Here is a 20,892-nt window from a genome sequence, read left to right as displayed (position 1 = left end):
AAATTCGGGACCCGCGACGATATGGGCCGCGTGAGCGAAGGGAATAGCGTGGACTACGAAGGCATCTTCAAGGCGGCGATCGATCGCCTCCATGACGAGGGGCGTTATCGCGTCTTCATCGATATCCTGCGCACCAAGGGAAGCTTTCCCAACGCGCATTGTTTCCACGGCCACAACGGCCCGAAGCCGATCACCGTATGGTGCTCGAACGATTATCTCGGCATGGGCCAGCACCCAGCCGTGGTCGCGGCGATGGAAGAGGCGCTGCACAGTGTCGGTGCCGGGTCGGGCGGAACCCGCAACATCGGCGGCAATACCCATTACCATATCCAGCTCGAAGCCGAGCTGGCCGACTTGCACGCCAAGCAGGCTGCGTTGCTGTTCACCAGCGGCTATGTGTCCAACGAGGCGGCGCTGTCGACGCTCGGCAAGCTTCTGCCCGGCTGCATCATTTTCTCCGACGAGCTCAACCATGCCTCGATGATTGCAGGCATCCGCAGCTCAGGCTGCGAAAAGCGGGTTTTCCGCCATAACGACCTCGAGCATCTCGAGCAGATGCTGATGGAAGCTCCGCTCGAAACGCCCAAGCTGATCGCCTTTGAAAGCGTCTATTCGATGGACGGCGATATCGCCCCGATCGGCGCGATTTGCGACCTCGCCGATAAGTATGGCGCGTTGACCTACCTCGACGAAGTCCATGCGGTAGGCATGTACGGGGAGCATGGGGGCGGCATTTCGGAACGCGACGCCGTCGCCGACCGGGTGACTATTATCGAAGGCACGCTCGGCAAGGCATTTGGCGTGATGGGTGGCTATGTCGCTGCCGACAAGAACATCATCGACTGTATCCGCAGTTATGCACCGGGCTTCATCTTCACCACCTCGCTGTCGCCGGTGCTGGTCGCGGGCGCGCTCGCCTCGGTCCGTCACCTCAAACAGTCGAGCGACGAGCGGCTGGCCCAACAGGCCGGAGCGGCGGCGCTCAAGGCCCGTTTCGCCGAAGCCGGCCTGCCGGTGATGGAAAGCGTGACCCACATCGTCCCGCTGCTGGTCGGCTGCCCGGTCAAGGCCAAGCGGATCAGCGACATCCTGCTCGCCGAATATGGGCTCTACGTCCAGCCGATCAATTTCCCCACCGTCCCGCGCGGCACGGAGCGGCTGCGCTTCACCCCCGGACCCAATCATAGCGACGCGATGATGGATGAGGTGACGGCGGCGCTGGTCGAAATCTGGGGCCGGCTGGAATTGGAACTCCGCCGAGCGGCCTAACCGGGCATCGGATAGCCATGATTGGCCAGCGGCAAGTCCCATTCGGCCTGGAGCTGGGCGTTCCCGTCAGCATAACGACGATCGATGAAGGCGCGATGCGCGTCGCTTAACAGCGGCCGGCGAGGTTCGTCGCGCCGCGGGGCGATACGGTCGAGCCAGACCCAACGCTTCTTGTACCATTTTTTGATGTCGAGCAGGTAATGCTTGTCCGGTACTGAATGCGGGGTCAGCAAATTGAGCCGGCGCAGCCACGTCAGGCGACGGCCGGTCAGCGAGGCATTGACCCGGTCAACCTCCAGCCCGCCGGTGTCCACCCGGAGGTCATGGGTCCTTGCAAACCGCTGCAGGAACTCGCGCTGACCAGCGGCAAACTCCTCGTAGAGATGGACGCTGACCGCCTCGCGGCCGAAGAGCTGCCGGTAGAGGCCCAGCAACGGGTGATAGGCAAAATGGTCAAACGAGAAGTGTGGTGACTTGTACCAATATTTTCCAATCCCCACCGACGCCTTGCCGAGGTGCAGATAATCGTCGATCGAGTGGGTACCGCCGCCCCGGATATATTGGGCGTAGGACGCTTCGATGACGGCCGGCTGCGACCGCAGGAATACGACGATCTGCGCATCGGGAAAGACGGCCTTCAGCCGATGCGCGACTTCCTTGGGAACCAGCCCGCCGAACCCGCCATTGTGCAGGTAGCCGCTGAGATTTTCCTCGCAGATCAGCAATCGCCGGCCCGCCGCGAAATTGGTGAAATGGGCGCGGACGTCATCGGCATCAAAGGAAAAAGCGTCTGGTTCGATCAGCAGCTCGCGCGCCATTGCGCGGTCCACGAAGGCCGCACCTTCGACCGCCGGATAGAAGCGCTGCTGGAAAAAGGTAGTGCCGGTGCGGTGGTATCCGATGTGGATCAGCGGGCGCGTCATGGACTTGGCCATAAGCCTCCTTCGCACAAAGCAAAAGCCTGCGGTTGATGCTGGCGAATCTCGCCGCGCTGGCCTAGGGATGCGCCATGCCTATCGCCCTTGCCGCCGACCATGCCGGATATGTGCTGAAAGACGAGCTTGCAGCCTGGCTGCGGGACTCCGGTCACGAGGTGCTCGACTTGGGCACCAACAGCGCCGACAGCGTCGATTACCCGCAATTCGGGGCCAGGCTTGCGCACGCCGTGGCAAGCGGCGAAGCGCAAAGCGGAATCGTCGTATGTGGGTCGGGAATTGGTATTTCGATCGCGGTCAACCGCAATCCGGCTTGCCGCTGCGCACGGGTCGACGACCCGCTGTCGGCTGCACTGGCGCGCGAGCATAATGACGCAAATGTGCTGGCGCTCGGCGCCCGACTGGTCGGGCCGGACATGGCCAAGGCCTGCGTCGCCGCGTTCCTCGGAACCGAATTCGCCGGCGGCCGCCACCAACGGCGCGTCGACCAGCTATCCAACCTTTTGCAGGAATCCGATTGATGGCCACTGCGCCCGACCTGACCGACGTCCAGCCGTTGGGCTTCTTCACCGAACGCCTGGCTGAAGCCGATGCCAAGGTGGCGGAGGCCATCAAGGCCGAGCTGGAACGCCAGCAGAGCCAGATTGAACTTATCGCGTCTGAAAATATCGTCAGCAAGGCGGTTCTGGAGGCGCAGGGATCGGTCCTCACCAACAAATATGCCGAAGGCTATCCGGGGCGGCGCTATTATCAGGGCTGCGCGCCATCCGACGCCATTGAGACGCTGGCGATCGAGCGGGCCAAGCAATTGTTCGGCTGCGGCTTCGCCAACGTCCAGCCGCATTCGGGCGCGCAGGCCAATGGCGCGGTGATGATGGCGCTGCTGAAGCCCGGTGACACCATCCTCGGCATGAGCCTCGCCGCCGGTGGCCACCTGACCCATGGCGCGCCGCCGGCCCAGTCGGGCAAATGGTTCGACGCCGTCCAGTACGGTGTCCGCCAGGACGATCACCTAGTCGATTTCGACGAGGTCGAGCGGCTTGCCAAGGAACATCGGCCCAAGCTGATCATCGCGGGCGGCTCGGCCTATCCGCGACACCTTGATTTCGGCCGCTTCCGGGCGATCGCCGATGAGGTCGGCGCGATCCTGATGGTTGACATGGCCCATTTTGCCGGCTTGGTCGCGGCGGGAGAGCATCCGACCCCGTTCGGCCATGCCCATGTCGTCACCACCACCACCCACAAGACGCTGCGCGGTCCGCGCGGCGGCATGGTGCTGACCGATGACGAGGCAATCGCCAAGAAAATCAATTCGGCGGTTTTCCCCGGTCTGCAGGGAGGGCCGCTGATGCACGTCATCGCCGCCAAGGCGGTAGCCTTTGGCGAGGCGCTAGAACCGGGTTTTAAGACCTATGCCAAGGCAGTTATCGCCAACGCCCAGACGCTGGCCATGCGCCTCAAGGAGCGCGGCGCGGACCTGGTTGCCGGAGGTACCGATACCCATCTGGCGCTGGTCGATCTTCGCCCGCTGGGCCTTACCGGCAAGGACGCCGACACAAGCCTGGAACATGCGGGAATCACCTGCAACAAGAATGGCGTTCCGTTCGATCCACTCCCGCCAATGCAAACCAGCGGCATTCGCGTGGGATCGCCTGCCGGCACCACACGCGGTTTCGGTGAAGCCGAATTCCGCGACATAGCCGACATGGTCGCCGACGTGCTGGAGGGGCTGCAGGCAAATGGCGCCGACGGCAATGGGCGCGTCGAGGCTGCGGTCAACGACCGGGTGCGCGCTCTTTGCGCTCGCTTCCCGATCTACCAGCGCTAGGGGCTTGACGCATTGCGCTGCCCATTTTGTGCCCATGAAGACAGCCAGGTGAAGGACAGCCGCCCGTCCGAGGACGCGGCGGCGATCCGCCGGCGGCGCCAATGTGAGGGCTGCGGCGCGCGCTTTACCACCTTTGAACGCGTCCACCTCAAAGACCTGATCGTGGTCAAGAAGGACGGCAAGCGCGAACCCTTCGATCGTGCCAAGCTGGAGCGAGCGATCGGCCACAGCTGCCGCAAGCGGGACATCGACCCAGCCAAGGTCGACCAGTTAGTCAGCGGCGTTCAGCGGCAGATGGAAACTCTGGGCGACGAAGTCAGCACAATTCGTATTGGCGAGGCGGTGATGGCGGGCCTGAAGGCGCTCGACCATGTCGCCTACATTCGCTTTGCCAGCATCTACAAGGATTTCCGGGAACCGGGCGATTTCGCCGAGATTGCAGAGCGGGTCGGCAAGGAAGTCCTGCCCGGCGACAGCAGCAAGCTTTTGTAAGTGGCCCAGCCGCCGGTCATCATCCTCGTCCGCCCGCAGCTCGGCCAAAATATCGGCAAGGCGGCCCGGGCGATGCTCAATTTCGGCCTGACCGAGATGCGGCTGGTCGCCCCCCGCGACGGCTGGCCCAACCCCGACGCCGGGCCTGCCGCGAGCGGAGCCGACGCGGTGCTCGAGCAGGCCCAGGTCTTCGCGACCACCGCCGAGGCGGTCGCGGACTGCAGCCTGGTGTTCGCTTCCACAGTCCGCCGGCGCGACCTTGTGGTGCCCGTTGTTGGACCGGAAGAAATGGCCGGCCAGATTCACCGCTGCGAAGGCCGCAGCGCCATGCTGTTCGGGCCCGAGCGGTCGGGCCTTGAAACCGCCGATGTCGCGCTGGCGACCTCGATCGTGACAGTTCCGATCAACCCCGAGTTTGGCAGCCTCAACCTTGCCCAGGCGGTGATCCTGCTCGCTTATGAATGGTCGCGCGGAGCGCAGCTTTCACAGCCGACCGCCAAGGAGATCGAGCCACCGGCGACGATGGGCGAGCTCGAAGGATTGATCGGCCAACTCGATGTGGCCCTCGACGAGCGCGGCTATTACCACCCGCCGTCCCGAATCGAGGCGACCAAGGCGACGTTGCGCACCATCCTTACCAAGCCCAAATGGAGCAGCCGCGAAGTCCAGGCGATGCGCGGCGTCGTTCGCGCGCTGGCAGAGCCGCCAAGGCCGAAGGGCTGATTGGCGGCTAAAAAACTGTTAAGCTCGCCCGGTAGCGATCCGAAAGGGCAAAACCCATGTCTCTCTTTCCTGCACTTGCCATCTATGCGCTGCTGGCATCGAGCCCGGCTACCGCGGAGCCAGCCGCCCAGGGCGAAGCGGTAACAAGCGAAGCCCGGTCGGAAGACGCCGGCGATAAAATGGTATGCAAGAGCAAGCGCGATCACCGCACCGGCAGCAACATGCGCGCGGGCCGCGAATGTCGGACGGCCGCCGAGTGGAAAGAGCGCGAACGCGCCGCCCAGAGGGAGCTCACCCGGCTTCGTGACAAGCAGCAGACCCCGGGCAACGCGCTCGGCCGTTAGCCGCTACTCGCCGCTCCGAATCTGGTCGAACTGGGCCAGTTCGTGGGCGATCGAGCTTTCAATCAAATCCTCGTAAAGCCGCGCCGTCAGCGCGCGGTCGACTCCAAGCCGGCCGGCCTCGGCATCGACCTTGGTCTTGACGTCGGCCTTGCGCCATTCGTCGCGCACCGCACTGCGGTCGGGCTTGATCCGGGCGGCGGCGTCCATATAGCCGAATCTGCGGCGCAGCAGGGCGACAATGCGCCGGTCGACATCGTCAACCCCGGCGCGCACGTCGGTCATGGTCTGGCAATCGGCAGGGTCGAGGATGTCGCTCATGACCCCGGCCATGCCAAAAGCCGCTTGTCCTTGCAAAGCTTGACGATTCGCGGCTGCCCGGCTAGGCGCGCGGTTCGCAATTGACCCTGCACGTCCGGTGAAGCGGTGGTCGCGGTTGGCAACAGGCCTTCCGGTGCGGTCCGGATACGAACGAAGAAGCAAATTGGAGAAATCGCATGTCGAAGCGCAGCAGCGCCAAGTATAAGCTCGACCGCCGCATGGGCGAAAACGTCTTCGGACGTCCCAAGAGCCCGGTCAACCGCCGCGAATATGGTCCCGGCCAGCACGGCCAGCGCCGCAAGGGCAAGATGTCGGACTTCGGCATCCAGCTGCGCGCCAAGCAGAAGCTCAAGGGCTATTACGGCGACGTCACCGAAAAGCAGTTCAAGCGCACCTTCCAGGAAGCGTCGCGCATGAAGGGCGACGCCAGCCAGAACCTCATCGGCCTGCTCGAGCGTCGCCTCGACATGGTCGTCTATCGCGCCAAGTTCGCGCCGACGATCTGGGCCGCGCGCCAGCTGGTCAGCCACGGCCACATTCGCGTCAACGGCGTGAAGTGCAACATCGCCTCGCGCCGCATCGCGGTCGGCGACGTGATCGAACTGGGATCGAAGGCGCAGGAAATGGCGCTGGTGATCGAAGCGCAGAGCCTCGCCGAGCGTGACGTTCCCGATTATGTTTCGCCCGACGGCACCTCGAAGGTCCAGTTCACCCGCGTTCCTACGCTCGACGAGGTGCCCTACCCCGTCCGCATGGAACCGAACCTGGTTGTCGAATTCTATTCGCGCTAATCCGGGCACCAGCTCCAAGCATTAAGGGCGGCCTTCGCGGGCCGCCCTTTTTATTTCTTACTTGCCGATCGTCCGGTCCAGCAACTCGCCCATCTTGGTCAGCATTTCGGCCCGCACAGAGCCATCTTCAAGATAATGGTCGAGCCCTTTATACTGCAGGAACTGAACGTCCGCGCCCCGACCCTGCAGCGCCTCGTTCATCCGGACGCTGTGCCTGACAGCGACATTGATATCCATATCGCCATGAACCAGCAGCACTGGAGACTTGATCCTTGCGCTGTTCTGCAGTGGCGAACCGGCCCGGACATGGTCCCCGGCGCCGATGAATGCCCTGGTCAGCTCCTCGTTGGTGAAACCGGCGGCGTCGGCCTTCAACATCATCAGGTCGGTCACCGGGGCAATGGCAACGACGGCCTTGAACCTGTCGGGCGTCAGGGTCGCGGATTGGAGCGCGGCATAACCGCCGTAAGACCAACCGACGATGGCAATCCGGTCGGGATCGGCAATGCCCTGGGTGACCAGATAATCGGCGGAATCGGCAATGTCGGACATTGCGCTCTTCCAGTCACGGAAGGCGTTCTCGCCTAGATGTTCGCTGCCATAACCCGCCGATCCGCGAAAATTGGGCTGGATCACCGCATAGCCTCGCGCAGCGAGGAATTGAGCCAACCAGTCAAATCCCCAGTAGTCACGAGAGCTTGGGCCACCATGCGGTAGCACCACCGCGGGACGGTGGGTTTGCGGCCCGCCTTTCGCCATGGTCAGATAAGCGGGAATAATGGCGCCGTCCGCCGCGCGATAGGTGATCGGCTTGACCGGTGCCAGGGTTTGGCCTTCCAGCTCTTCACGCGAAACCATGATTGGTTTCATCTGTCTTGTCGCGCGATCGAGCAGGTAGAAGACACCCGGATCAGTGTCGGCGCTTGCGTGGACTAAAAGGGTCTTGCCGTCTTCCGACGCGCTGACGAAATGGATGAGCGGCGTGTCTGGCAGCGCCTTGGCCAAGGCCGCCGCCAGCTGGTGGTGTTCGACATCGAAATAGACCGTGTGGCTGCGCTCGTCAGTATAGGTGTAGCCGATGACCGGGTGCCCGTCCCCGAGGCGGACGACCCCACCGATATCCACTTTGTCGTTGCTGGCGACGAGGGTCTTCCACCGGCTGGCATCAAGCGTGATGCGGTAAAGGGCGTCGCGACCGTTCAGTGATTCCAGCACGTAGACGGAATTGATCGATGCATCGACGGCGAGTGGCCAAATCCCGCTATTGTCACGTCGGTTGTACTGGCCGAGCTCCAGCCATTCCTTGCTCCCCGCCATGCGAAATCGATGCCGCGTGACGCCGGTCAATTGCTGCGCAGCGACTTCATCGACAGACAGAATCCGAACATTGCCGTTTCCGTCGGACAGGTAGCGCGAAACATTGTCGCGCGGTTTTTCCACCGGACTCGATCGCATCGTATTGAGGTCAATGCGGTCCACGCCAAGTCCGCTCGTCGAACTGGTGAGCCGGGTCCCCGTGTCATTGGCTTGCGGGACATAGGAACGCGCCATCAAGATCGACCCGCCGGATCCAGGAAGCCAGTCTATGATCGATCCGTCGAATTGCCTGACCTGGGCGTCGAACGATCGCCTGACGCCGAGTTCGCGCAGGTTCGAACCGTCGGCACCGACGCTGATCATCCGCGATACGCCGACCAGCAGCCCCTCGTAGGGAACGTTGCCGCCGTAACGACAAACGAGCCGCGCTTCGGACGCGAAACCGCACCAGTCGAGATTGTCTGGCGTTCCGCGCGACGCCAGCAATGTCGTCAACTTCGACGTATCGAGGTCAAGGATCTTCGCCATGGTGGCCGGACCAGCGCCAGCTGACAGAAATGCCACTTTGCGACCTGATGGAGACAGGTCGGCGCCAACCACCGTCTCCCTGGCCCCGAAGCGTTTCGCGGCTTCCGCGAGCGGCATGACTTGCGCAACAGATTGACTTGAAATTCCGGCCAGCAATGCGGCCAGCACGCAACTACGTTGGAACATCTTCCCCCCTTATTCGGCCGCGAAACAATGCCAAGGATCGATCAATCTGCAAGCCGATTGTTGGACTTCGTGATCGGCGCTGGTATCGCGCCGCCGATGACTCATCCTCCCCTCCCCGAATGGGCACCCCACGCCGCCGTGTGGATCGGATTTCCAAGCGCCGCCGACCTGTGGGAGGAGGATCTCGCGCCTGCCCAGGCCGAAGTTGCCGCCTTCGCGCGCGCGGTTCATGCCGACGGAGCCGGGGAAGCGGTATGGCTAGTCGCGGCAGACGAGAGCGCGGCGGCCGAAGCGCGGCGGCAGGCGCCGTTCGCCAAGGTCATCGTCGAGCCGTTCGGCGACATCTGGCTGCGCGATACCGGCGCGATCCTGTGCGGCACGACGGCCAGTTTCCGGGCGCAGGGCTTCGGCTTCAACGGCTGGGGCGGCAAATATGAGCTGGAGGGCGACGACAGCATCGGCGAACGGCTGGCCGCGGAAGCGGGCCTGCCCTACGCCAAGGCCGACTGGATCCTCGAAGGCGGGGCCATCGACGGTGATGGCAGCGGCACCTTCCTGACCACCGAACAGTGCCTGCTCAACCCCAACCGCAACCCAGGTTTCGACAAGGACGAGGTCGAGGAACGGCTCAAGCGCGACCTTGGCGCGAACCGCATCGTCTGGCTTGGCGACGGCCTCGTCAACGATCACACCGATGGCCATGTCGACAATCTGGCGCGTTTCGTGGCCCCAGGCCGTGTCGCCATTCCCGAAGCGGTTGCCGACGACCCCAATGCCTCCGCTTATGCCGACGCCGCTGAAATGCTGCTCGATGCCGACCTGGATGTGGTCGCCATCCCCTCCCCTGGCGAAGTGACCCGCGATGGCGAAATCGTGCCCGCCAGCTACATGAATTTCTATATCGGCAATGCCACCGTCGTTGTGCCCCTCTACGGCGCGCCCAACGATGATGCCGCGGTCGCCGCACTTCAGGACATCTTTCCCGACCGCCGCGTCATCGGCCTGCGCGCCGACCATCTGCTGACCGGCGGCGGAAGTTTCCACTGCATCAGCCAGCAGGTGCCCGCATGAGCCAGACGATCACCGTAGCCGCCCTCCAGCTCGCTTTCGGCACCGACACGGCGGAAAATATCCGCAACGTGTCCGAACTGGTCCGCGAAGCGGCCGGCAAGGGCGCACAGATCGTGCTTCCCCCCGAACTGTTCGAGGGCCCCTATTTCTGCCGGATCGAGGACGAGGGGCTGTTCGCTACCGCCAAGCCGACCGCGGCGCATCCCTCGGTGCTGGCGATGCAGGAACTGGCGCGCGAGCTCGGCATCTGGATCCCGACCAGTTTCTTCGAAGCCGACGGGCCGCACCACTATAATTCGCTGGCGATGATCGATCCCGACGGAAAGGTCGCCGGCGTTTATCGCAAGAGCCATATTCCCGATGGTCCTGGTTATGAGGAAAAATTCTATTTTCGCCCCGGCAACACCGGCTTCAAAGTGTGGGAGGGCGCGGACACGACGATCGGAGTCGGCGTATGCTGGGACCAATGGTATCCTGAAACCGCTCGGGCGATGATGCTGATGGGGGCGGAAATCCTGTTCTACCCGACCGCGATCGGCAGCGAACCGCATGATCCGGACCTCGACACCTCACGGCTGTGGCGCAGGGCGATGATCGGCCATGCCGTGAGCAATGTCGTCCCGGTGGTCGCCGCCAATCGCATCGGCACCGAGGAAGGCCAGCGCTTCTACGGCCACAGCTTCATTTGCGACGAGCGCGGCGACATGCTTGCAGAATTCGGGGCCAGCGAGACCGGCGTGCTGGTCGCGACGCTCGACATTACCCAAGCCAAGCGACACCGCGCCGCCTTCGGCTTCTTCCGCGACCGCCGGCCTGAGCTTTACGGCAGGCTGACGCAGGACATCTAAAGGTCGAGCGCCAGGTAAACGCTGTCGCAAAGCTCGTCGCCGATCTGCCACGTTCCCGCCACGCGGCCGGTTTCGACGAAGCCGTGGCGCCGGAGCAGCTCGAGTGAAGCGAGGTTGCGCGGATCGACGTCGGCGGTAAGCCGCGATGACGCGCCGATCGATCGGCGGCGGGCAATAAAGACCGCCATGGCTTCGCTGGCCAGCCCCTGCCCCCATTGATCGCGCGCCAGCTGGAAGCCTATTTCGGGCAACTGCCAACAGCCCAACTTGCCGATCACCCGGCCGCCGCGCTCAATGAGGAAGTCGTCGCTACCCGCTGGATCGGCGTCGACCATCGAGCGGAGCCAGCGTTCGGTCTGGTCGATTTCGCGGTGCGGCGCGGTCGACCAATAGCGCATCACCTCGGGATCGCTCATCACCGCATGGACATCGGCAAGATCGTCCATGCGCGCTCGGCGCAGCAATAGGCGCGGGGTGCGAAGCTCAACCATCCCGATCGGCGATCGCCCGCTCGAACACAGCTTCGAACATACCCGCGTCGAGCCGGCGCGTATTCTGGTTGTAGCGGCTGCAATGATAGCTGTCGTAAAGGGTCCGCCCGTCGGGCAGCGCATGGACCGCCCCATGGGCGAAGCGGGCGCGCGCGAGGGGTACGCTGAAGCTGCGGCACAGGGTGTCGTGCGCGACCTTGCCCAGCGCGATAAAACTGGTGAGCCGGGGCAGCTGCGCGATCGCGGTGAGCAGGAAAGGACGGCAGTTCGCTTCCTCGGCGGGCAGAGTCTTGTTCTGCGGCGGCAGGCATTTCACTGCATTGAGGATGATCGCGCCCTTAAGCCGCAGTCCATCGCCCAGATGCGCGGCATAGTCGCCCTCGCTCAGCCCGAAACGGGCCAGCGTGGCGTAAAGCAGGTCACCCGCATAATCGCCGGTAAAGGGCCGGCCGGTGCGGTTGGCGCCCTGCTTGCCGGGCGCCAGGCCGACGATCCCAAGCCAGGCCTGGGGGTCGCCGAACACTGGGACCGGCGCGTTCCACCAGTCGGGATGCTCGGCTCGACATTGATGGCGGAACTCGACCAGCCGAGGGCACAGCGGGCAGTCGCGCGGCGCTTCGGCGGTGGGCAGCGGCGACAGGTCGGCGGGGCTGGCGAAATCCATGCCGCCAGCCTAGGCGAGCGGGGATGAGCGAGGCAACGCATCTCTACGCCGTGGCGATCGGATCGAACCGCCGCCATATCCGCTTCGGGCGTCCGGCGGGGGTGGTTGCCGCGGCAATTGCCGAGCTCGACCGGCTGTTCGCCTTGTTCGATGCCTCGCCGATCGTCCTCAACAAGGCGGTTGGCGGCGCCGGCCGGGATTTCGCCAATGCCGTTGCGCTGGTCGAGAGTGTCCACGCGCCTGCCGCGATGCTGGCTGAACTCAAGGCCATCGAACGCCGTTTCGGGCGCCGCCCCGGACGGCGCTGGGGCATGCGGGTGCTGGACCTAGACCTGATCGCCTGGGACGGCGGCCGCCTTGTCTCGCGCAGCCTCACCATCCCCCATCCGCGGCTGGCCGAACGGAACTTCGTGCTGGGCCCTATGCGGGCGATCGCCCCCCATTGGCCGATATTGGGCGCGCTCACTGCTGAACACCTCCACTCACGTCTTGGCAAGCGGCGACCGGCAAGCTAACGGACCCATGCCCTGGTGAGGGCCGTTAGCTCAGTTGGTAGAGCAACTGACTTTTAATCAGTAGGTCGCTGGTTCGAATCCAGCACGGCTCACCAGGGCACCTCCCCCAAGACGCCCCGGTGGCATTTTTCCGTAATCGGAGGGTTCAGGAGCCCGCGCCGGCCTTTGCCGCGACTGCGGCGCTCGACGTTGACCGCGCGTCCCAACCGTAAACGTCCTTCGCCAGCGCTACTTCGCCGAGATGCGGTTGGGCAGTCAGGTAAGTGACATAGACCGGGACGCCCTGGGGAAGCACAACATGCTGTTCGGCATCCTTGGTCGGGGCCGAGGCATCACGCTGCAGCAACCAGCGCGCCAGTCGCTTCGCGTCCTCGACGCGGATGCAGCCGTTGCTGATGGTCCGCTGCGACTTGGCGAAATGTTCGCGCGTTGGCGTGTCGTGAAGGTAGATGCCTTCCGGGTTGGCGAAGTTGAACTTCATGTCGCCCATGGAATTATTGCCGCCCGGAAGCTGGCGCAGCTTGACGCTGGCGGTGCCGGCCGCGACTGCTTTCCAGTCCACGCTAGAGGCGGGAAGCACCTTGGCGTCCTTGCTCCAGCTGTCGACGACCTGGTAGCCGCTGCGCTTCAGATAGGCTTCGCCTTCCTTGACAACCCGCGCCGCGCTCTTGCGCGCCAGATGGTCGGGAACGTGCCAATAAGGGTTGAAGGTGGTGTACCAGATCACGCTGGCGATCATTGGAGTCGGCAGCCCAAGTTTGTCCTTGTCGCCGACAACAACCTTCATGGAATCGACCGGGCGGCCGTCTTCGTAAAGCCACAGCCGCGCAGTCGCCGCATCGACCAGCACAAACCGACCTTTGGCCGGGATCGAGCGGGCGCGTTCCATGTTCGCCATGTAGCGCGCGGCGTTGCCGCCGCCGGGCAGTTGGGATTCTTCGACGGCTTTGTCGCGCAGCCCGGCATATACCGGGTTGATGTCGGACACGCTCTTGAGGTGCTGGGCCAGCGACGGCGCGTTCAAAGCCTTGCTGAGGATCCCGAAGGTCGTCGGTGTAACCGGAGTGACCCATTTTTCGCCGTAGATCATGCCCGGCGTCGGAGCGCTGATCGTCTGGACATAGGCCACCCAGGCCGACGACATGACCCGCTCTGCATGCTGAACGGCCTTGGCGTCGCCGGTGCGGGCGGCGGCGAAGGCGGTCTCGACCTCGGCGGCCAATTGCGGGCCGCGCGTAAAGCCATCGACCGGCGAGCGGCGGAGAATGGAGATCAGCTGGGGCACGGCCTCGCCCTGGCCGGCGCGAAACCAGATCGGCGCATTGCGGCTGGCGTCATAATAGCGGGAAACGTCGCTGTTGGCCGGTGCAACCGACGGCACCACCGCGCTCGTCGTCGGCGCCTGTGCCGCGAGCGGTCCCGCGGTAACCAACGCCAATGCTGCAATTCCGGTATATTTCAATGTCTTTCCCCTCTCGGCCGACGTCCTACACAGGCCTATATTAACGCAAGCTGGCACCCGCAGTTCAAGTCGATCTGCCTCAAACAGCTGGTTAATGAGATGCTGTGGCGATGAGGCCACATCGTCTTTAGTTGATCAGCAACGCCATTCGGATGCCGTCGGCCAGGCGCGATTCCGGCAAGACGAAGCGGATCTTGCGGCTGGCGAAATCGATCGATACTTGGTCGAACGCGCGGATCGCGTTCATCCCCAGCAGGATCGCGGGCCTCCGGTCGAGCTTCAATTCCCGAAAGATGTGCGCGTCCGCAAAGGCCACCGCAAGCTCGTTTATCGCCAGCCCGCCGATGCGCAGACCTTGCAGTCTGGCCACTTCCGCAATGGTCTGTTCGCCGGTCACCGTTTCGATCGCGACCGGGTCCGGGAGCGTCGAGCCGCCTCGGCGCCGCAGTGCCTTGAGCGCGGCGAGGTTGGCGATGCTGATCTGGCTTCCGGTGTCGACCACTACCGCAATCTTGCGGCCGCCGAGTTCGGCGTCGGTGAAGATCAGCCGGCCGTTTCGCGATCGGGCACGAACAATAATCGTGTCGCCGTCCAGCCGGGCCACCGGCAGGCTCGCCGGCAGCACCGACATGGTGCCGCCCTTGAAATCGAACATCACGCGATGATGCTGGAGGCTGTCGATCCCCAGAAGTCCATCCGCGCCGATGTTCGATGCCTTGAGCGCCGGCGCATCCCCGGCCGCAAGCCGGATGTTGCTGACTGAAAGGCTCGGAATCCGCACCGTGCTCACGCGGTTGGCGCCAAGAACGCTGTGCACCACGGCGTCGCGTCCGCCGGCAAGGCCAAGCCGGGTCGCCAGTTCACGCGATATGACGGTGCGTTCGGATCCGGTGTCGACCAGGAAGCGATAGGGGCCCTTCCCGGCAACCGACACCGCAACCGTCATACGTTCGGTGCGGTCTTCACCAATCGCCACATGGTCGTAATTTTCCGCCACAAGCATCGCCGGTTGCGGTGCGGGGCTATCGGCATCGGCCCAGGCCGGCGTGCTCATCAGAACCAGGCCGGCTGCCAGTCCATGGCTTACGAAATGCATCGCGCGCTCCTGGACCCCTGACAGGTTGGTCCAGCTTGTGCTGCTATCCCCTAGGCGGTCGGACGGCAAGCAATTCCGCTGAAACCGCTTCGGAGCATCCATCAACCTGTTGGTAATTCATCTCGAACTACCATCGGCGCAGCAGGACGACCGAGGCCCTGGTTCATCAGCGCCCAGTCAATGCCGCGGTTTGTCGTGGAGTAAGTCGATTGGATCATCAGCCGGTAGAAACGACGCTCTATTCGCTGTCGAACAATGCTCCGACGGAGTCGGGGGATCGGCGAGAAGGCGATCGGCACATGACCTTGTTTCGGGTCGGCTCGATCCAGGTCGGAGACCGGCGCGAACTCTGCCTGATAAAGAATATCTCGGCCGGCGGGATGATGATCCGCCTCTACTGCACGCTTGATGTGGGCACCTCGCTCACCGTCGAGCTGAAGAGCGGTCAGCCCGTCAATGGGACGATCAGTTGGGTGCGCGACCAGAACGCCGGCGTCGCATTCGACCAGCCGATCGATGTGATCGACATTCTGTCCACGAGCATGGATGGTCCGAGGCCGCGCATGCCGCGGATCGAGACGGGCTGCCATGCGACATTGCGCGATGGCTCGACCGTCCTGCGCGTCGAAGCTCGCGATATTTCGCAAGGCGGCGTCAAGCTTCGCTGTGATACGCTCATTCCCGATGGCACCGATGTCGTTGTCAGCCTGCCTGGCTTGCCTGCACAGGCAGGGGTCGCTCGATGGAGCGACCAAGGCTTCATGGGGGTGACGTTCAACCGGCTGCTATCGCTTGGCGAGCTGGTCGCCTGGCTACACGCGCAGCGCGCTGCGCAGTGCTCCGCGGGCTAATCAACCCTTCAAGACATTAGGAAAGTCGCCAGAGCCATTGCTCGCCGTAACGGCGCTCATCTTCGCTCAGCTGGGACTTGAGGCCGGGACGGCGGAAATTGGGTTTGACCCGTGCACGAGGCACAGGGACGTGGCGCATCACCTGGTCGGGATCGAGTTTATGTTCGAAGCTGATCCCAGCGTGGCGGGTCTTGCACCATGCGACCTTCGCGGCAACGCTGAGGTCGCCCTTGCGGAACTGGATCGCTGAACCCTCGACGGGAAGCTTGTCACCTTCCACCAGCGCGCCCTCGGCACTGAGGTTGCGCAGCTTGACCGGCAGCGATGTGCCCGACAGTTCCAGGCTGGCCGCCATCAGCACGTTCGATCGACGCGACTTGCGATTCTGCGGGTTATTGCTCTCGTCCATCGGCCCGCTTGTAAGGCCAGACGGTAAAACTTGGTTTAACGTGTGAAGCGCAGCATCAAATTATTCGATGGCATCGCCAAGCGCTCGTCGAGCGTAAAACCATGGCGCGCCGCCAGCGCCGCGAAATCCTCGACCAGCCGAAGGCCCCAGCGCGGATTGCGGGCCTTTAGGCTGGCGTCGAAGGCAAGGTTGGAAGGCGCGGCTTCTACGCCCGCTTCAAGCCAGGGACCGTAGAGGATCAGGGGGGCGCCCTTCGCCAGGATTCGCGCCGCTCCCTCAACCAAGCCCACCGCGCTGTCCCAAGGGCTGATATGGACCATGTTCACACATAGCAGCGCCGAAGCCTCGCTGACCGGCCAGTGGGGGTCGCATACATCGAGCGGGACTGGCGGGCGCAGGTTGGACGGTCCCTCCTCCTTTGCCCAGGCGGCAGCCGAAGCCAGCGCCGCCGGGTCGGGATCGCTGGGCTGCCAGTCCAATGCGGGAAAGCGCCGGGCGAAGGCGAGCGCATGCTCCCCGGTGCCACTGGCGACTTCGAGCACCAGCCCATCGCCCGGAAGCCAACGATCGAGGACATCGCCGATCGGCCCGACGTTTCGCGCGGCGGCAGGGGCGGTCCGGCGCACTCCATCGCCAAGGTCGCCGACATTATAAGGCGGGAAGCTGGGCTCGCTCATGCCGTCTCCTTCGCTTCGCCCCAGTCGTGACGCGCAGTGTACCAGAAGATAGTCATCGGCAAGGTTGCGTAGAGCATTGCGGCGAACAGGCCGAAGCGGGTCATGGACACGATGATGGACAGAGCCCCCGTCGCAGCCATGATCAGCCAGATCCCCCGCTCGCCGCGCGAGTTGCAGCGTTCAGCATGGGTCAGGCCGCTTTCCCTCAACGTGTCGGCCCACAAGCCCGCCATGACCAGGGACATGGCGACGAACCCCGTCCCATAAACCGCGAACAGGCCGGACAGGCTGCCGCCGAAGCCCTGGCCCTGGCCGGTAAACCATAGGCCGGTGGCGGCGGCCATGCCGCGCAGCGGTTGGACATAGACGAGGGTGAGGAACACCAGCAGCAGCGTGAGGAACAGGGACAGGCCGTCGCCCTCCCCGCGCGCCTTGCGCCACCGCACATGGCCAAGCCAGAACATCGCCATTACCGCGAAGCCGAAGGCGAACGCCGGAATGTCGCCAAGCGCGCCAACTAGGGCATCGAAATTGTCGGGTGCCCGGGCGCCGCCGATCACCAGCAGCGAAATGGCAAAGGCAAAAGCCGCATCGGTAAAATTATCGAGCCGTTCGGTCATCGCTTCCCCCTCACGGCAAGCTTGTTCCCGCGTCCCGCCCGCCGATCAACCCCTCGCGAGCTTGCGGGCCCTGCGTTCGCGCACCAGCAGCCAGAGCAGCAGGCCAACCGGGCCGGCAAGGAAGGTGAGCATCAGGAACGGCGCCTGGGTCAGGCGGCTGAATGCCTTATTGTCCGCGTCCTTGGCGATCCACAGCCCGGCGAACAGGTCAAGCGCCAGATAATGGGTCCATCCGAGTACCAGTCCACCATCGCTCATGAAGAGGTTGCGCAGCCCCGCGATATCATAATCAAGGAAGTTAGGCGGAGGTGCGCCGGGCAGCCGGTTGGAGTCGAGCCACCCGGCGTGCATGCCGACAATCAGCATCACATAGGTCAGGCAAAGGATGCCGACGCCGGCGTAAAGTAGCATCGCGCTCGTCCGCGGCCCGCGCGGCAGGAACAAAATGACCGCCCAGGCGATGACTGCCACCCCGTTGGTGAAGCCGAAGAGCGCGTCCCAACTCATCAGCCGCCGCCATATTTCGCGCCGAGGCCGGTACCCGATCCGTCCGGAGCCGGCGTCTGATAGGCAAGCACCGGCTTGCGCGCTGCCAGCGTCTCGTCGAGGCGGCGGCGCGGGGCATGGACCGGCGCGGCTTTCAGCGCCGGATCGCCCGACTTGGCCTTGCCGGCAATCGAGCGGAGGGCGGCAATGAACTGATCGAGGTTCGCCTTCGACTCGGTCTCGGTCGGCTCGACCAGCATCGCGCCATGGACTACCAGCGGGAAATACATGGTCATCGGGTGGAATCCCTCGTCGATGAGCGCCTTGGCGACATCGATCGTGGAGAAGCCCTCGGCAAAGCCCTTATCGCTGAAGATCGCCTCGTGCATGCACGGGCCGCTAAAGCCAAACGGTGCATCCAGCACATCGTTAAGGCTGCGCAGAAGGTAATTGGCGTTAAGGACGCTGTCTTCGGCGACCTGCTTCAGCCCGTCCGCGCCATGGCTGAGTATATAGGTCAATGCGCGGGTGAACATTCCCATCTGGCCGTGAAAGGCGACCATCCTGCCAAAGGCTTCGGGGTGCTCCTCGGCGGCATGTTCTTCTTCCACCATCTTGAAGCTGCCGTCAGCGTAGCGCGCCGCATAGGGGAGCGGCGCATAGGGCGCCAGCGCTTCAGACAATACCACCGGACCGGATCCCGGCCCGCCCCCGCCGTGCGGGGTGGAAAAGGTCTTGTGCAGGTTGATATGCATCGCGTCGATGCCGAGATCGCCCGGCTTCACCTTGCCGACGATGGCGTTGAAATTGGCGCCGTCGCAATAAACAAACCCGCCCGCAGCATGCACCGCGTCGCTGATTAGCTTCATCTGCGGCTCGAACAGTCCGCAGGTGTTGGGATTGGTGATCATCACCGCGGCGACATCGCTTCCAAGTCGCGCCTTGAGCGCTTCAAGGTCCACTCGGCCTTCCCGGGTCGCCGGGATATTTTCGACCCGGTAGCCGCAGAAGGCGGCGGTGGCCGGATTGGTGCCGTGCGCGCTTTCGGGGACCAGCACCACCTGCCGAGCATCGCCGCGCGCCTCGAGCGCGGCGCGGATGCACAGCAGGCCGCACAATTCGCCATGGGCGCCGGCCTTGGGGCTCATGGCCACGCTGTGCATGCCGGTGAGTTCGATCAGCCAGAAGGCCAGCCGGTTGATCAGCTCAAGGGCGCCCTGCACCGTTTCCTGCGGCTGGAGCGGATGGATGTCGGCAAAGCCTGGCAGCCGCGCCATCTTTTCGTTGAGCCTCGGGTTATGCTTCATCGTGCAACTGCCGAGCGGGAACAGGCCGAGGTCGATGGCGTAATTCTGGCGTGACAGGCGGGTGTAGTGACGCACCGCTTCCGGCTCGCTCAGTCCGGGCAGGTCGACCCCGCCGCGCGCCAGGCCGCCAAGCCGGTTGGCGGCGGGCAAGGCTTCGATATCGACACCGGTCTGGTCGCGGCTGCCGATTTCGAACAGCAGCGGCTGTTCAAGCATCAGCGCCCGGTTGCCGGTCACCGTCGGCGCCGCTTCAGAACCGCTGGCTTCCGGAGAGGATGGGCGCCAGCCCGAGGGATTGACGGCAGTCACTGGCACACCTCCTTCAGCGCCGCCTCGAGCGCATCGATATCCGAATCGCTGACCATCTCAGTAACCGCGACCACCAACCCGTTCGCGAGTTGCGGTTCGCCGGGGAAGAGCCGACCGAGCGACACCCCGCCAAGCACGCCCTTTTCGACCATTGCATGGACCGCAGGCCGCGCTTCGACCGGAAGCTCCAGCGCGAATTCATTGAAAAAGCTGTCGTTGATCAGCCGCACGCCAGGGATCTCCGAGAGCCGGTCGGCTACCGCGCACGCGCGCGCGTGATTCACTTGAGCAAGCCGCGTCAGGCCCTTTTCACCAAGCAAGGTCATGTGGATCGAAAAGGCCAGCGCGCAAAGGCCGCTGTTGGTACAGATGTTCGAAGTCGCCTTTTCGCGCCGGATATGCTGCTCACGGGTCGACAGGGTCAGCACGAAACCACGCTTACCCTCGGCATCCACGGTTTCGCCGGCCAGGCGGCCGGGCATTTGCCGGACATATTTTTCCCGGGTTGCGAACAGGCCGACGTAGGGACCGCCGAACTGCAGGCCGACACCAATCGACTGGCCTTCGCCGACGACGATGTCTGCGCCCATTTCGCCAGGCGACTTCAGCGCCCCGAGCGCCACCGGTTCGGTCACCACCGCGACCAGCAGCGCGCCGCTGGCATGACAGGCATCGGCGATCGGCTGGAGGTCGGTGACGCGACCAAGGATATCGGGATATTGTACGACAACGCAGCTTGTTTCGCCGTCGATCGCGTCGATCAGCCGCTGGGCATCGGTCACGGCTTCGAGCGCCGGAAGCGCGGTCTCGAGCGTATCGCCGGTGAATTTGGCCATCGTCCTGCAGACGCTGACATAATGCGGGTGAAGGCCCGAGGAGAGGATCGCCTTCGACTTGCGGCTGATCCGCCGCGCCATGCCGATCGCTTCCCAACAGGCGGTCGAGCCGTCGTACATCGACGCGTTGGCGACCTCGCAGCCGAGCAGGCGCGCGACCTGGGTTTGGAATTCGAACAGCACTTGGAGCGTGCCTTGCGCGATTTCCGGCTGGTAAGGCGTGTAGGCGGTCAGGAATTCGCCGCGCTGGATGATATGGTCGACCGTCGCCGGGACATGATGCTTATAGGCACCGCAGCCAAGGAAGAAGGGCACCTCGCCCGCCACCATATTCTTGCGCGCCAAGGCGGTCAGGTCGCGCTCCACCGCCATTTCGCCGGCATGGAGCGGCAAGCCCTCGATCGGCGCCTTGCGAAGCAGCCCTTCGGGAACGTCGCAGAACAGGTCATCGACCGCGGCCGCGCCAATCTTGTCCAGCATTGCGGAGCGATCGGCATCGCTCAGCGGCAAATAACGCAT

24 protein-coding genes and 1 tRNA gene are annotated in these 20,892 nt (G+C 64.0%); 12 read left to right on the top strand and 13 right to left on the bottom strand.

Annotated features, from left to right (window positions below):
- Positions 1-48 precede the first annotated feature (48 nt).
- Complete coding sequence (gene hemA / locus FMM02_RS09690) at positions 49-1,269, top strand: 5-aminolevulinate synthase (protein ID WP_147494647.1); 1,221 nt, start codon at positions 49-51, stop codon at positions 1,267-1,269.
- Here hemA and FMM02_RS09685 read toward each other — a convergent pair.
- Positions 1,266-2,204, bottom strand: coding sequence for a hypothetical protein (locus FMM02_RS09685; RefSeq protein WP_147494646.1), 939 nt, complete (start codon positions 2,202-2,204; stop codon positions 1,266-1,268). The genes hemA and FMM02_RS09685 overlap by 4 nt on opposite strands.
- A gap of 74 nt (positions 2,205-2,278) precedes the next feature.
- Here FMM02_RS09685 and rpiB point away from each other — a divergent pair, with 74 nt between their 5' ends.
- The 5 genes from rpiB to FMM02_RS09660 are packed head-to-tail and all read left to right on the top strand — an operon-like array spanning position 2,279 to position 5,591.
- On the top strand, positions 2,279-2,725 hold the full coding sequence (gene rpiB / locus FMM02_RS09680) for a ribose 5-phosphate isomerase B (protein WP_147494645.1): 447 nt from the start codon (positions 2,279-2,281) through the stop codon (positions 2,723-2,725).
- On the top strand, positions 2,725-4,032 hold the full coding sequence (gene glyA, locus FMM02_RS09675; protein ID WP_147494644.1) for a serine hydroxymethyltransferase: 1,308 nt from the start codon (positions 2,725-2,727) through the stop codon (positions 4,030-4,032). Before rpiB ends, glyA begins: the two co-directional genes overlap by 1 nt.
- Before the next feature lie 12 nt (positions 4,033-4,044).
- Positions 4,045-4,524, top strand: coding sequence for a transcriptional regulator NrdR (nrdR, locus tag FMM02_RS09670; protein WP_147494643.1), 480 nt, complete (start codon positions 4,045-4,047; stop codon positions 4,522-4,524).
- Positions 4,525-5,247, top strand: coding sequence for an RNA methyltransferase (locus FMM02_RS09665; protein WP_147494642.1), 723 nt, complete (start codon positions 4,525-4,527; stop codon positions 5,245-5,247).
- A gap of 56 nt (positions 5,248-5,303) precedes the next feature.
- A complete protein-coding gene (locus FMM02_RS09660) occupies positions 5,304-5,591 on the top strand; it encodes a hypothetical protein (protein ID WP_147494641.1) in 288 nt (95 codons plus the stop codon).
- A 3-nt stretch (positions 5,592-5,594) separates the two neighbouring features.
- Here the strand turns inward: FMM02_RS09660 and FMM02_RS09655 are convergent, their stop codons facing one another.
- Positions 5,595-5,909, bottom strand: a complete 315-nt coding sequence (locus FMM02_RS09655; protein ID WP_147494640.1) for a chorismate mutase — start codon at positions 5,907-5,909, stop codon at positions 5,595-5,597.
- Between the two features lie 176 nt (positions 5,910-6,085).
- Here FMM02_RS09655 and rpsD point away from each other — a divergent pair, with 176 nt between their 5' ends.
- Positions 6,086-6,700, top strand: coding sequence for a 30S ribosomal protein S4 (gene rpsD / locus FMM02_RS09650; protein ID WP_147494639.1), 615 nt, complete (start codon positions 6,086-6,088; stop codon positions 6,698-6,700).
- A 57-nt stretch (positions 6,701-6,757) separates the two neighbouring features.
- Here the strand turns inward: rpsD and FMM02_RS09645 are convergent, their stop codons facing one another.
- Positions 6,758-8,731, bottom strand: coding sequence for an alpha/beta hydrolase family protein (locus tag FMM02_RS09645; RefSeq protein ID WP_147494638.1), 1,974 nt, complete (start codon positions 8,729-8,731; stop codon positions 6,758-6,760).
- 96 nt (positions 8,732-8,827) lie between these two features.
- On the opposite strand from FMM02_RS09645, the gene FMM02_RS09640 reads away from it, so the two are divergent.
- Entirely contained in the window at positions 8,828-9,802 is a 975-nt protein-coding gene (locus FMM02_RS09640) for an agmatine deiminase family protein (protein ID WP_147494637.1), read from the top strand.
- Entirely contained in the window at positions 9,799-10,650 is an 852-nt protein-coding gene (gene aguB / locus FMM02_RS09635) for an N-carbamoylputrescine amidase (protein ID WP_147494636.1), read from the top strand. The genes FMM02_RS09640 and aguB overlap by 4 nt, the downstream gene beginning before the upstream one ends.
- Here the strand turns inward: aguB and FMM02_RS09630 are convergent.
- Both FMM02_RS09630 and FMM02_RS09625 read right to left on the bottom strand, forming a co-directional pair.
- Complete coding sequence (locus FMM02_RS09630) at positions 10,647-11,141, bottom strand: GNAT family N-acetyltransferase (RefSeq protein WP_147494635.1); 495 nt, start codon at positions 11,139-11,141, stop codon at positions 10,647-10,649. The two genes, aguB and FMM02_RS09630, sit on opposite strands and share 4 nt — an antisense overlap.
- On the bottom strand, positions 11,134-11,805 hold the full coding sequence (locus FMM02_RS09625; protein WP_147494634.1) for a uracil-DNA glycosylase: 672 nt from the start codon (positions 11,803-11,805) through the stop codon (positions 11,134-11,136). The genes FMM02_RS09630 and FMM02_RS09625 overlap by 8 nt, the downstream gene beginning before the upstream one ends.
- A gap of 23 nt (positions 11,806-11,828) precedes the next feature.
- On the opposite strand from FMM02_RS09625, the gene folK reads away from it, so the two are divergent.
- Together folK and FMM02_RS09615 are read left to right on the top strand one after the other, a co-directional pair.
- Positions 11,829-12,320, top strand: a complete 492-nt coding sequence (folK, locus tag FMM02_RS09620) for a 2-amino-4-hydroxy-6-hydroxymethyldihydropteridine diphosphokinase (protein ID WP_147494633.1) — start codon at positions 11,829-11,831, stop codon at positions 12,318-12,320.
- Between the two features lie 19 nt (positions 12,321-12,339).
- Positions 12,340-12,415: transfer RNA gene (locus FMM02_RS09615), tRNA-Lys, on the top strand.
- 50 nt (positions 12,416-12,465) lie between these two features.
- Here the strand turns inward: FMM02_RS09615 and FMM02_RS09610 are convergent.
- Together FMM02_RS09610 and FMM02_RS09605 are read right to left on the bottom strand one after the other, a co-directional pair.
- The gene (locus tag FMM02_RS09610) at positions 12,466-13,782 is read right to left on the bottom strand and encodes a L,D-transpeptidase family protein (RefSeq protein WP_147494632.1); all 1,317 of its coding nucleotides are present in this window, start codon (positions 13,780-13,782) and stop codon (positions 12,466-12,468) included.
- A 127-nt stretch (positions 13,783-13,909) separates the two neighbouring features.
- Positions 13,910-14,878, bottom strand: coding sequence for a retroviral-like aspartic protease family protein (locus FMM02_RS09605; protein WP_187107757.1), 969 nt, complete (start codon positions 14,876-14,878; stop codon positions 13,910-13,912).
- A 209-nt stretch (positions 14,879-15,087) separates the two neighbouring features.
- On the opposite strand from FMM02_RS09605, the gene FMM02_RS09600 reads away from it, so the two are divergent.
- Positions 15,088-15,729, top strand: coding sequence for a PilZ domain-containing protein (locus FMM02_RS09600; protein WP_281288863.1), 642 nt, complete (start codon positions 15,088-15,090; stop codon positions 15,727-15,729).
- 16 nt (positions 15,730-15,745) lie between these two features.
- On the opposite strand, the gene FMM02_RS09595 is transcribed toward FMM02_RS09600, so the two are convergent.
- Genes FMM02_RS09595 through gcvPA form a run of 6 tightly spaced genes read right to left on the bottom strand, consistent with a single transcriptional unit; the run spans position 15,746 to position 20,892 of the window.
- The gene (locus tag FMM02_RS09595; RefSeq protein ID WP_147494629.1) at positions 15,746-16,138 is read right to left on the bottom strand and encodes a PilZ domain-containing protein; all 393 of its coding nucleotides are present in this window, start codon (positions 16,136-16,138) and stop codon (positions 15,746-15,748) included.
- 35 nt (positions 16,139-16,173) lie between these two features.
- A complete protein-coding gene (locus tag FMM02_RS09590; RefSeq protein ID WP_147494628.1) occupies positions 16,174-16,815 on the bottom strand; it encodes a DUF938 domain-containing protein in 642 nt (213 codons plus the stop codon).
- Positions 16,812-17,435 (bottom strand): TMEM175 family protein, encoded by a 624-nt coding sequence (locus tag FMM02_RS09585; protein WP_147494627.1) that lies wholly within the window; start codon positions 17,433-17,435, stop codon positions 16,812-16,814. Before FMM02_RS09585 ends, FMM02_RS09590 begins: the two co-directional genes overlap by 4 nt.
- 45 nt (positions 17,436-17,480) lie before the next feature.
- Complete coding sequence (locus tag FMM02_RS09580; RefSeq protein ID WP_147494626.1) at positions 17,481-17,942, bottom strand: abscisic acid-deficient protein Aba4 family protein; 462 nt, start codon at positions 17,940-17,942, stop codon at positions 17,481-17,483.
- Positions 17,942-19,537 (bottom strand): aminomethyl-transferring glycine dehydrogenase subunit GcvPB, encoded by a 1,596-nt coding sequence (gene gcvPB, locus FMM02_RS09575; protein WP_147494625.1) that lies wholly within the window; start codon positions 19,535-19,537, stop codon positions 17,942-17,944. Before gcvPB ends, FMM02_RS09580 begins: the two co-directional genes overlap by 1 nt.
- Complete coding sequence (gene gcvPA, locus FMM02_RS09570; RefSeq protein ID WP_147494624.1) at positions 19,534-20,892, bottom strand: aminomethyl-transferring glycine dehydrogenase subunit GcvPA; 1,359 nt, start codon at positions 20,890-20,892, stop codon at positions 19,534-19,536. The genes gcvPB and gcvPA overlap by 4 nt, the downstream gene beginning before the upstream one ends.

Origin of the sequence: Sphingomonas xanthus (assembly GCF_007998985.1) — a bacterium.
In the GTDB taxonomy this organism is placed as follows: domain Bacteria; phylum Pseudomonadota; class Alphaproteobacteria; order Sphingomonadales; family Sphingomonadaceae; genus Sphingomicrobium; species Sphingomicrobium xanthum.
The sequence above is the reverse complement of the archived record's forward strand: the minus strand, read 5'-3'. Positions and strand labels throughout refer to the sequence as shown.

What these genes read in the sequence shown, in the direction of transcription:
- FMM02_RS09685 (WP_147494646.1), bottom strand. Translation starts at nt 2,204, where the DNA reads ATGGCCAAGTCCATGACGCGCCCGCTGATCCACATCGGATACCACCGC.
- folK (WP_147494633.1), top strand. Translation starts at nt 11,829, where the DNA reads ATGAGCGAGGCAACGCATCTCTACGCCGTGGCGATCGGATCGAACCGC.
- FMM02_RS09595 (WP_147494629.1), bottom strand. Translation starts at nt 16,138, where the DNA reads ATGGACGAGAGCAATAACCCGCAGAATCGCAAGTCGCGTCGATCGAAC.
- FMM02_RS09640 (WP_147494637.1), top strand. Translation starts at nt 8,828, where the DNA reads ATGACTCATCCTCCCCTCCCCGAATGGGCACCCCACGCCGCCGTGTGG.
- FMM02_RS09605 (WP_187107757.1), bottom strand. Translation starts at nt 14,878, where the DNA reads ATGCATTTCGTAAGCCATGGACTGGCAGCCGGCCTGGTTCTGATGAGC.
- FMM02_RS09655 (WP_147494640.1), bottom strand. Translation starts at nt 5,909, where the DNA reads ATGAGCGACATCCTCGACCCTGCCGATTGCCAGACCATGACCGACGTG.
- FMM02_RS09590 (WP_147494628.1), bottom strand. Translation starts at nt 16,815, where the DNA reads ATGAGCGAGCCCAGCTTCCCGCCTTATAATGTCGGCGACCTTGGCGAT.
- FMM02_RS09660 (WP_147494641.1), top strand. Translation starts at nt 5,304, where the DNA reads ATGTCTCTCTTTCCTGCACTTGCCATCTATGCGCTGCTGGCATCGAGC.
- aguB (WP_147494636.1), top strand. Translation starts at nt 9,799, where the DNA reads ATGAGCCAGACGATCACCGTAGCCGCCCTCCAGCTCGCTTTCGGCACC.
- FMM02_RS09645 (WP_147494638.1), bottom strand. Translation starts at nt 8,731, where the DNA reads ATGTTCCAACGTAGTTGCGTGCTGGCCGCATTGCTGGCCGGAATTTCA.
- rpsD (WP_147494639.1), top strand. Translation starts at nt 6,086, where the DNA reads ATGTCGAAGCGCAGCAGCGCCAAGTATAAGCTCGACCGCCGCATGGGC.
- FMM02_RS09580 (WP_147494626.1), bottom strand. Translation starts at nt 17,942, where the DNA reads ATGAGTTGGGACGCGCTCTTCGGCTTCACCAACGGGGTGGCAGTCATC.
- FMM02_RS09630 (WP_147494635.1), bottom strand. Translation starts at nt 11,141, where the DNA reads ATGGTTGAGCTTCGCACCCCGCGCCTATTGCTGCGCCGAGCGCGCATG.
- glyA (WP_147494644.1), top strand. Translation starts at nt 2,725, where the DNA reads ATGGCCACTGCGCCCGACCTGACCGACGTCCAGCCGTTGGGCTTCTTC.
- FMM02_RS09625 (WP_147494634.1), bottom strand. Translation starts at nt 11,805, where the DNA reads ATGGATTTCGCCAGCCCCGCCGACCTGTCGCCGCTGCCCACCGCCGAA.
- gcvPA (WP_147494624.1), bottom strand. Translation starts at nt 20,892, where the DNA reads ATGCGTTATTTGCCGCTGAGCGATGCCGATCGCTCCGCAATGCTGGAC.
- rpiB (WP_147494645.1), top strand. Translation starts at nt 2,279, where the DNA reads ATGCCTATCGCCCTTGCCGCCGACCATGCCGGATATGTGCTGAAAGAC.
- FMM02_RS09585 (WP_147494627.1), bottom strand. Translation starts at nt 17,435, where the DNA reads ATGACCGAACGGCTCGATAATTTTACCGATGCGGCTTTTGCCTTTGCC.